This is a genomic window from Actinoplanes sp. NPDC048791 (assembly GCF_040650095.1).
Lineage (GTDB): Bacteria > Actinomycetota > Actinomycetes > Mycobacteriales > Micromonosporaceae > Actinoplanes.
The window spans coordinates 1-9,649 of the sequence record NZ_JBEZGQ010000253.1 but is presented as its reverse complement, the minus strand read 5'-3'; the positions used below and the strand labels follow the sequence as shown (position 1 = coordinate 9,649).

The window sequence follows — 9,649 nt, the reverse complement described above, 5'->3', positions numbered from 1 at the left end:
GGCCGGGCTGCCGAACGACCGGCCGGCGTGGCGGGCTCGTCGCTGAAGGCGCTCAGCAGACCCATCGCCTTGCTGCGGGTCTCGGCCACTTCGCCGGCCGGGTCCGAGTGCCGGACCAGGGTCGAGCCGACCCCCAGGTCCAGCCGGCCGTAGCGGTCGATGTCCGCGGTCCGGATGATGATCGCCGAATCCAGCAGCCGCCGGCCGCCGGCGTCCCGGCCGAAGTGGGCCAGCACGCCGCTGTAGTAGCCACGGCTGCGCCGCTCGTGCCGGTTGATCACCCGGTAGGCGTTCTCCACGGGGCTGCCGGTCACGGTCGGCGCGAAGAGCGTCTCGCGCAGGATCTCCCGCAGGTCGCGGTCGCTGTCACCCTCGATGTGGTACGCCGTGTGGGCGACCCGGGCCATGGCCGTGAGCTGCGGTCCGCGGACCCGGCCACCCTGCGGGCAGATGCGGGCCATCATCTTCAGCTCCTCGTCGAGGACCATGGACAGCTCGTCGGTCTCCTTCGGGTCGCCGAGGAAGCGCAGCACTCCCGGCACGCTGGGGCCGGCCGCCGGGTAGCGGTAGGTGCCGCTGATCGGATTCATCCGGACCCGCCGGTCGTGCACCCCGACGTGCAGCTCCGGCGAGGCGCCGATCAGGGTGCGGTCGCCGGTGTGCACCGCGAAGCTCCAGTACGCCCCGGTCTCGCCGGTGAGCAGTCGCCGGAACATGGCCAGCGCCTTGCGTACGGAGTAGTCCGCGACGGTGGCGAGGAAGGAGCGCTTGAGCACGAAGTTGGCACCCTCGCCCCGGCCGATCTCCTCGTCGAGGACCGTGCGCACGGCGTCGGCGTACGCCGTGTCGTCGAGGTCGAAGCCGCCACCGTCGAGCCGGACCGGCTCGTCCGGCAGGAGCTCCAGCAGCGCTGTGCGGGTGATCGTGGCCCGGCGTGCCGGCCGGATCGCCACCAGGGGCGTGCGGTCGTCGTGACACACGAAGCCGCGTTCGATGATCTGCCGGTAGGGGATCAGCGCGATGAGCTCGTCGTTGCCGGCGCCCGGGTCGCCCGGGAGCGGCAGGTCGGCCAGCCGGTCCACGACGAACGCGGTGCCGGCCACAATGTCCACAGTGTCCGGACCGGCCTGCGGGCGGTGCAGCAGCGCGAAGGCCGGTGGGTGCGGTGCCAACAGCTGATCGAGCAGGGCTGCCGCCTCCGGCCGGTGGTCCGCCGTTCCCGGTTCCGCTGGTGGCGGGTTGACCGGTGAATGTGTGTCGGGTGTCACGTCAATGTCCCTCCGGCGCGGGTTAATGCGACGTCGGATCGACCCTGCACTGCCATTTCGGCACTGACAACTACTTGTTCGTGTAAGGCAACGAGGTGAGTTCCGGCCACTTGAACAGGTAGTTACGCCGGCCGTGACCCCGCTGCTAGCGTCGCCAATGCCCGGACAGAATGCGCATTACCGCATCCGCCGGCCGGACCATTCCGCCCTTTCGAGCTTCCGGGGTGAACGCGCTATGAATAGTCGGCAACCCATTGTGGTGCAGAAATACGGTGGATCGTCACTGGCGTCGGTGGAGCAGGTACGGCACGTGGCCGGCGTCGTGGCCGGCACTGTCGCGAGTGGACATACGGTCGTGGTGGTGGTCTCGGCCCGGGGTGACACCACCGATGAGTTGCTCCGCCTGGCCGAGATCGTGTCACCGGTCCGCCCCGCCCGGGAGCTCGACCAGCTCCTGGCCACCGGGGAGACGGCCGCCGCCGCCCTGCTGGCCATGGCCCTGGCCGCCCGGGACGTCCCGGCGACCTCGCTGACCGCGGCGCAGGCGGGGATCCGGGCCGGCGGGCAGCACGGCTCCGGGCTGATCGCGCGGATCGACACCACCCGCATCCGCCACCTGCTCGACGAGGGCAGGGTCGTCGTGGTAAGCGGCTTCCAGGCCGTCGACGAGCACGGCGACGTGGTCACCCTCGGCCGGGGCGGGTCCGACACCACGGCGGTCGCGGTCGCGGCGGAACTGGGCGCCGGCCGGTGCGAGGTCTACACCGACGTCGACGGCATCTACACGGCCGACCCGAGGATCGTGCCGGGCAGCCGGCGGCTGCCCACGGTGGTCTCCGCCGTCATGACGGAGATGGCCTTCGGCGGCGCCAAGGTGATGCACTCCCGCGCGGTCGAGCTGGCGTCACTCAGCGGAGTGGACATTGAGGTACGCAGCTCCGCGACCGCTGAGCCCGGCACCGTCGTGCTCATCGCGCCCGCCGAGTCGCTGGACAACCGCGGCGCGGTGGTGGCCATCACGCACGACCGCGCGGTCGCCCGGATCCTGTTGCGCGCCGACACCGACGTCGCCCCCCAGGTCTTCGAGACGCTCGGCCGCTGCGGGGTGGCCGTCGACCTGGTGGCTCGCTCGGGCAGCGGCGAACCCGAGTTCCGGATGGGTTTCACGGTGCACCGCGACCAGCTCGCCCGGCTGCTGGAGCCGCTGCGCTCGGCGGTGGGTGCGGCCGGCGGGCAGGTCGAGGTCAACGCCGAGGTCGGCAAGGTCTCGCTGATCGGCACCGGGCTGCTGAACCGGCCGGAGATCGTGGCCCGGATGCTCGCCGCCCTGGGCCGGGCCGGCATCGCCACCAGCTGGGTCTCCGCCACGCAGCTGCGGACCTCGGTCACCGTCCCGCTGCCGATGGTGGGCGCCGCGGTCACCGTCCTGCACGACGAGTTCGGCCTCGACCACGACAACTTCGACCTGGCGACCGCGGTCGCGTCCTGATCGCGCCGGGCCGATCGCTCAGTACTGAGGAGGCACCACGTTGTCTGCCAACCTGCCCTTCGGCCGCACCGTACGGCTGCGGCGGCTCTACCGCCACGGCGGCACCCGCCTGCTGGTCGTCCCGATGGACCACACAATCTCCGACGGCCCGATCGTGGTGGCCGGCGGCCCGGGAGCCCTGGTGGCGCAGCTCGCCGCGGCCGGGGTCGACGCGATCGTGCTGCACAAAGGGGGCCTGCGGTTCGTCGAGCCCGGGTTGCTGAGCCGGACGGCGCTGATCGTGCACCTGAGCGCCAGCACCCGCCACGCCCCCGACCCCGACGCCAAGTACCTGGTGGCCAGCGTGGAGGAAGCGCTGCGCCTGGGGGCCGACGCCGTCAGCGTGCACGTCAACCTCGGCTCCGCCGACGAGGCCCGCCAGGTGGCCGACCTGGCCCGGGTGGCCGAATCGTGCGACCGGTGGGGTATGCCGCTGCTGGCGATGATGTATCCACGCGGCCCGCGCATCGAGAACCCCCGCGACCCGCAGCTGGTGGCCCACGCCGGCGTCCTGGCCGCCGACCTCGGCGCCGACCTGGTGAAGCTGCCGTACGTCGGCGCGGTGGACGCGATGGCCGACGTGGTGCGCAGCTGTCCCGTACCCGTGATCGTCGCCGGTGGCCCGCGGCTGCCCGACACCGGTGCGCTGCTGTCCCACGTGGACGAGGTCCTCAGCGCCGGCGTCGAGGGTCTGGCGATGGGCCGCAACATCTTCGAGGCCCCCGACGCCGGCCGGCTCGCCCGGCTGGTCGCCGGCCGGGTCCATGCCGAGCCCGTCACGGCGCTGCCGCCGCGTGAGCTGACGACAGCCGCCCGGTGACGCCCGCCCGCACCATCCGCACTGCAGTCCCGCTCCACCGGTGAAGAGGAGAAGTCCGTGAAACTGTCCTGGCTGGACATCCGCGACACGAGCACCGCCAAGTCCGCGATCATCGAAGAGGCGATCCACCAGCGGATCGAGGCCATCGTGGCGGCGGACGTCGCCGACCTGGCCGACCTTCCACCGACCGTCAAGCGGGTGCTGCTGCCGCACGGCAACGCTCTGCCGGAGTCGCTGGAGAGCGTCGACATCGTCCTGCTCGACGTCACGAAGGGCGTGCCACCGGAGTACGGCAGCCGCCCCGACGTCGAGTTCGGCCAGTTCGTCGAGGTCATCGACGCCGAGACGCTGGACAAGGCCTGCGTCGCGGCCCGCACCCAGGCGTGGAGCGTCATCCTGTTCCGGGACCCGACCAAGATCCCGCTCGAGATCGTGCTGGCGGCGGCCCACCAGGCCACCGACAACGTGATCATCACCGCGGTCGCCGACGTCGAGGAGGCCGAGATCGTCTTCGGTGTCCTGGAACGCGGCTCCGACGGTGTCCTGCTGCCGGCGCGGGCGGTCGGGGACGCCACAGCTCTGCGCACCGCCGCCACCTCGGAGCCCGGGTCGCTGGACCTGGTCGAGCTGGAGATCACCGGCATCTCGCACGTCGGCATGGGGGAGCGGGCCTGCGTGGACACCTGCTCGCACTTCCGGGAGGACGAGGGCATCCTGGTCGGATCGCACTCCAAGGGCATGATCCTGTGCTGCTCGGAGACGCATCCCCTGCCGTACATGCCGACCAGGCCGTTCCGGGTCAACGCCGGGGCGATCCACTCGTACACGCTGTCGGGTGAGGGCCGGACCAACTACCTGAGCGAGCTGACCGCCGGCAGCAAGGTGCGGGCCGTCGACAGCAAGGGCGCCACCCGGCTGGTGACAGTAGGCCGCGTCAAGATCGAGTCCCGTCCGCTGCTGGCCATCGACGCCGTCGGGCCCCAGGGCGAGCAGGTCAACCTCATCGTCCAGGACGACTGGCACGTACGGGTGCTCGGACCGCAGGGCGTGGTGCTCAACACCACCGAGCTGCGCCCCGGTGACCGGGTGCTGGGCTACCTGCCCACCGCGGAGCGGCACGTCGGCTACCCGATCGACGAGTTCTGCCTGGAGAAGTGAGCATGGCCCAGCGGCTGTTCGACTTCCACGCCCGGCTGGCCCCGGTGGCGGGCGCCGCCGAGAAGCTGCTGGCCACCCTGGACGGATCGGGCATCGAACGGGCGGCGCTCTGCGCGGGCGGGACGATCGATCTCCACCGGCTGTCCCGTCAGCTCGTGCGGGGCGGCCACGTCACCACGGATCCGGACAACGACGCGGTGCTGGCTGCCTGCCGCGAGTCGGGCGGGCGGCTGGTGCCCTTCTACTTCGCGAACCCGCATCGCCCGGCGCAGGAGTACGACAAACGGGCGGCCGACTTCCGCGGACTGGAGGTGTCCCCGGCGGTACACGGTGTCCCGCTGACCGACCCGAGGATCCGGGAGCTGGTGGAGATAGCCGCCGCCGCGGGCCATCCCGTGTACGCCGTCTGCCTGATCCGCGACGGCTGCGGAGTACGCGAGCTCACCGCCCTGGCCACCCGGTTTCCGGGCACCACCTTCGTGCTCGGGCACAGCGGCACCGGCAACATCGACTTCGACGCGGTCGACGTGATCGCGCCGCGGCCGAACATCCTGTTCGAGACGTCCGGCGGCTACTCGAGCGTCCTCGCCGAGGCGCTGCGCCGGCTGGGCGCGGAGCGGCTGCTGTTCGGCTCCGAGTTCCCGCTGCAGCACCCGGACGTGGAGCTCGCCAAGTTCCGCGCCGTGGGCCCCTCGCCGGACCAGTGGGCCCGGATCGCCTGGCACAACGCCCACCGTGTGCTCCACCTGGAGGAGTGAGATGACGCAGACGCTGTCCGACCTGCCGGAGCTGGGGCAGTGGCGCAGCTTCGAGGAGCTGACCCGGCTGCAGGACGCCCAGCTGGGGCACCTGCTCACCTGGGCCGAGCGGTCGCCGTTCTACCGGCGCCATCTCGCCGGGCGGGCCGCGCCCCGGACCCGGGCCGACTTCGCCGGCCTGCCGCTGACCAGCAAACAGGACCTGCGTGACGCGTACCCGTTCGGGCTGTTGGCGGTGCCGCGGCAACGGCTGGCGACCTACCACGAGTCGAGCGGCACGGCCGGGCGGCCCACGGCCTCGTACTACACGGAGGAGGACTGGACCGACCTGGCGGAGCGGTACGCCCGCAAGTGGGTCGGCATCGGACCGGACGACGTCTTCCTGGTCCGTACGCCGTACGCCCTCATGATCACCGGTCACCTGGCGCACCGCGCCGCCCGGCTGCGCGGGGCCACTGTCGTACCCGGTGACAACCGGTCGCTGGCCATGCCGTACTCCCGGGTCGTGCGGGTGTTGCACGACCTGGCGGTGACGCTGACCTGGTCGATGCCGACGGAGACGCTGATCTGGGCGGCTGCGGCCCGGCTGGCCGGGCACGACCCGGGTGCCGACTTCCCGGCCCTGCGCGCGCTGTTCGTCGGCGGCGAGCCGCTCACCCCGGCCCGCCGGGCCCGGATCAGCCAGCTCTGGGGCGTTCCGGTGGTGGAGGAGTACGGGTCCACCGAGACCGGCAGCCTCGCCGGCGAATGCCAGTTCGGCCGCCTGCACTTCTGGTCGGACCGTGCCATCCCGGAGGTCTACCGGCCCGAGGACGGGACCGTCGTACCGGAGGGCAGCGGGCAGCTCGTGGTCACCCCGCTGTACCGGGAAGCCATGCCCCTGGTCCGGTACAACCTCGAAGACGCGGTGGAGCTGTCCTACCGTGACTGCGACTGCGGCTGGAATCTGCCCACGATCCGGGTGCTGGGCCGGTCCGGGTTCGGCTATCCGGTGGGCGACAAGCGGATCGCCCAGCACGAGCTGGAGACGCTCGTCTTCGAGCTGCCGGCCGCCCACCAGGTCATGTTCTGGCGGGCGAAGGCGACACCGGCGGCGCTGCGGGTGGAGATCGAGGTGGCGCCCGAGTTCCGGGAGGAGGCGACGGCCGCGCTGACCGCCGCCGTCCGGTCCCGGCTCGGCGTCGAGGCCGAGGTGCGCGGACTGGCCCCCGGCACCCTGGTCCCGCACGCCGCCCTGACCGTCAGCCAGGACGTCGTCAAGCCGCGGAGCCTCTTCGGGCCGGACGAGGACTGGGACAAGGCCCTCCTCTACTACTGACGCACCAGCGAGCCGAGGGAGTGGCCATGGAGAACGTCGGAATCGTCGGTGCCGGCCTGGCCGGGCTCACCCTGGCGGCGGCGCTGCAGCGGGAAGGGGTGACGGCCCGGGTCTGGGAACAGGCGCCCGCCTTCGGGCAGGTCGGCGCCGGTATCCAACTCGCGCCCAACGCCACCCGACTGTTGCGGCGGCTCGGCCTCACCGAGCACCTGCGGCGGGTGGCCGTACGCCCTGAGGCGATCGAGCTGCGGCGGTGGGACGACAACAGCGTGATCGCCCGTACGGTGCTCGGCGCCCAGTGCGAGCAGGAGTACGGGGCGCCGTACTACACCGTGCACCGAGCGGATCTGCACGAGGGGCTGCGGTCCCTGCTGGGTCCGGACGTGGTGCGGGCGGCGGCCCGCGTCGTCTCCGTCGCGGACTCGGACGAGGGTGCGACGCTGAAGTTCGGCGATGGCTCGACCGCCTCGGCCGGGCTCGTCGCCGGCGCGGACGGGATCCACTCCACGGTCCGTGCCGGGCTGATGGCCGACGAGCCGCACTTCTCGGGACAGAGCATCTACCGGGCGGTGGTCGCGGCGCAGCAGGTGCCGTTCCTGAGGGCGGAGCCGAAGGTGGTGCTGTGGCTGGGCCCGGACCGGCACGTGGTGTGCTACCCGGTCTCGGCCGGGCGGTCGGTCAGCTTCGGCGCGACCGCGCCGGCGGCCGGGTGGTATCCCGAGTCCTGGACGGCGGCCGGCTCGGTCACCGAACTCGCGGATGCCTACCGGGACTGGCATCCGCAGGTGCGGGACCTGCTCGGCGCCGCCGATGCGGTGACCCGCTGGGCCCTGCACGACCGCGATCCTGTGCCGCGGTGGAGCGGCCGGCGGGTCACGCTCGTGGGCGACGCCGCCCATCCGATGCTGCCCTTCGTCGCCCAGGGCGCCAACCAGGCGATCGAGGACGCCGTCGTGCTGGCCCGCTGCCTGTCCGCACCGCGGGTGGAGCCGGCCGAGGCCCTGGAGCGCTACGAACGCCTCCGCCGGGACCGGGTCGACCGGGTGCACGAGATCTCCCGGCGCAACGCGACCGTCCTGCACCTCTCCGACGGTCCCGGCCAGCGCCGCCGCGACGACGAGCTCGCCCGGCGGCAGCGGCTGCACGAGCAGTCCTGGCTGTACGGCTACGACGCCCACGAGGAGGCCGGCGACCGCACCGTGACGTCGTGATCCCGCGGCGGCACCGGCCCGGTCCGCCGGCCCGGACGGCAGGTACACCGACAGAGGCAGGAGCGGGGAATGACACAACACCTGAGCACCGGACTGGCCGGACGGGTCGCCCTGGTGACCGGCGCGGCGAACGGCATCGGCGCCGCGGTAGCCGCGGCGCTGGCCCGCGAGGGAGCGATCGTGGCGGCCACCGACGTCGACTCCGACGGTCTGCGCGACAGCGTCGGCAAGATCACCGCGGAGGGGTCGGCCGCGCGGGCCTACCGGCTGGACGTGACGCGGCCCGGGGAGGTCGAGGAGGTGCTCGACCGCGTCGAGGAGGAGCTCGGCCCGGTCGGTGTGCTGGCCAACGTCGCCGGCGTGCTGCGGACCGGGCCGGTCGTCGACATCAGTGACGCCGACTGGCGGGCGGTGTTCGCGGTGAACGTCGACGGCGTCTTCGCTGTGTCGCGGGCGGTCGCGCGGCGGATGGCGGCGCGGCGCTCGGGGGCGATGGTGACGGTGACCTCCAACGCGGCGGCGGTGCCGAGGATGCACATGGCGGCGTACTCCGCGTCGAAGGCAGCGTCCACGGCGTTCAGCAAGTGTCTCGCGCTGGAGGTCGCCGGCCACGGAGTGCGCTGCAACGTCGTGGCGCCCGGCTCCACCGACACCCCGATGCTGCGATCGATGTTCACCGACGACTACGGCCCGCGCGCGGTCCTGGAGGGCGCGCCGGAGCAGTACCGGGTGGGTATCCCGCTCGGCAAGATCGCCTCCCCCGACGACGTGGCGGCGGCGGTGGTCTTTCTCGCGTCCGATCTGGCCGGCCACATCACCATGCAGGAACTGGTCGTCGACGGCGGCGCGGCGCTCGGCGGGTGACCGGCGCCGGTTCCACGGGCAGGCGCACCGTTCCCGGCAGTCGTTACCGAGAGGAATCCATGAGCATCCCGACCATCGTCCCGTACGGCATGCCCGCCGGCGACGCGCTGCCGGTCAACACCGTGCACTGGCAGCCCGAGCCGTCCCGGGCGGCGCTGCTGATCCACGACATGCAGCGGTACTTCCTCGGCTTCTTCCCACCGGGACAGGACCCGGTGGTACCGCTGGTCGAGCACACCCGGCAGATCCGTGACGCGGCGGCCCGGCTCGGCATCCCGGTGTTCTACACCGCCCAGCCCGGCGGTATGTCGCCGCGGGACCGCGGCCTCCTGCAGGACGTCTGGGGCCCGGGCATGAGCGACGATCCGGACGGCCGACGCGTCGTCGAGGAGGTGGCGCCGCGTCCGGAGGACACCGTCGTGACCAAGTGGCGCTACAGCGCCTTCGTCCGTTCCGACCTCGACCGCCGGCTGGCCCGCCGGGGCCGCGACCAGCTGATCATCTGCGGGGTGTACGCCCACGTCGGCTGCCTGATGACCGCGTGCGACGCCTTCTCCCGGGACATCCAGCCCTTCCTGGTCGCGGACGCCGTCGCGGACTTCAGCGCGGACGAACACCGGATGGCGCTGGAGTACGCCGCCCGGCGGTGCGCGTCGGTGCTCTCCACCCGGGCGTTGCTCGACGCGCTCGAACACCGTCACGCGGCTCTGACCTGACCGGCGGC

General features: G+C 72.5%; 9 protein-coding genes. 8 read left to right on the top strand and 1 reads right to left on the bottom strand.

Annotation, left to right across the window (positions count from 1 at the left end; all coding sequences use genetic code 11):
- A partial coding sequence (locus AB0C29_RS19710; protein WP_360822043.1) for a chorismate-binding protein occupies positions 1-1,268 on the bottom strand: 1,268 nt, incomplete at its 3' end.
- Between the two features lie 259 nt (positions 1,269-1,527).
- Between AB0C29_RS19710 and AB0C29_RS19705 the strand changes: the two genes are divergently transcribed.
- The 8 genes from AB0C29_RS19705 to AB0C29_RS19670 all read left to right on the top strand — a co-directional run bounded on the left by AB0C29_RS19705 (position 1,528) and on the right by AB0C29_RS19670 (position 9,641).
- Positions 1,528-2,757 (top strand): aspartate kinase, encoded by a 1,230-nt coding sequence (locus AB0C29_RS19705; protein ID WP_360822041.1) that lies wholly within the window; start codon positions 1,528-1,530, stop codon positions 2,755-2,757.
- A 40-nt stretch (positions 2,758-2,797) separates the two neighbouring features.
- Positions 2,798-3,616 carry a 2-amino-3,7-dideoxy-D-threo-hept-6-ulosonate synthase gene (locus AB0C29_RS19700; RefSeq protein WP_360822039.1) on the top strand — a complete coding sequence of 273 codons (819 nt, stop codon included), beginning with the start codon at positions 2,798-2,800 and terminating at the stop codon, positions 3,614-3,616.
- 57 nt (positions 3,617-3,673) lie between these two features.
- Positions 3,674-4,774, top strand: coding sequence for a 3-dehydroquinate synthase II (locus AB0C29_RS19695; protein WP_360822037.1), 1,101 nt, complete (start codon positions 3,674-3,676; stop codon positions 4,772-4,774).
- Positions 4,775-4,776: 2 nt separating this feature from the next.
- Positions 4,777-5,532, top strand: a complete 756-nt coding sequence (locus AB0C29_RS19690; protein WP_360822035.1) for an amidohydrolase family protein — start codon at positions 4,777-4,779, stop codon at positions 5,530-5,532.
- Position 5,533: 1 nt separating this feature from the next.
- Entirely contained in the window at positions 5,534-6,850 is a 1,317-nt protein-coding gene (locus AB0C29_RS19685) for an AMP-binding protein (RefSeq protein WP_360822033.1), read from the top strand.
- A 26-nt stretch (positions 6,851-6,876) separates the two neighbouring features.
- Positions 6,877-8,061, top strand: coding sequence for an FAD-dependent monooxygenase (locus tag AB0C29_RS19680; RefSeq protein ID WP_360822031.1), 1,185 nt, complete (start codon positions 6,877-6,879; stop codon positions 8,059-8,061).
- Between the two features lie 69 nt (positions 8,062-8,130).
- Entirely contained in the window at positions 8,131-8,925 is a 795-nt protein-coding gene (locus AB0C29_RS19675; RefSeq protein WP_360822029.1) for a 2,3-dihydro-2,3-dihydroxybenzoate dehydrogenase, read from the top strand.
- Positions 8,926-8,984: 59 nt separating this feature from the next.
- Entirely contained in the window at positions 8,985-9,641 is a 657-nt protein-coding gene (locus AB0C29_RS19670; protein ID WP_360822027.1) for an isochorismatase family protein, read from the top strand.
- Positions 9,642-9,649: the final 8 nt, after the last annotated feature.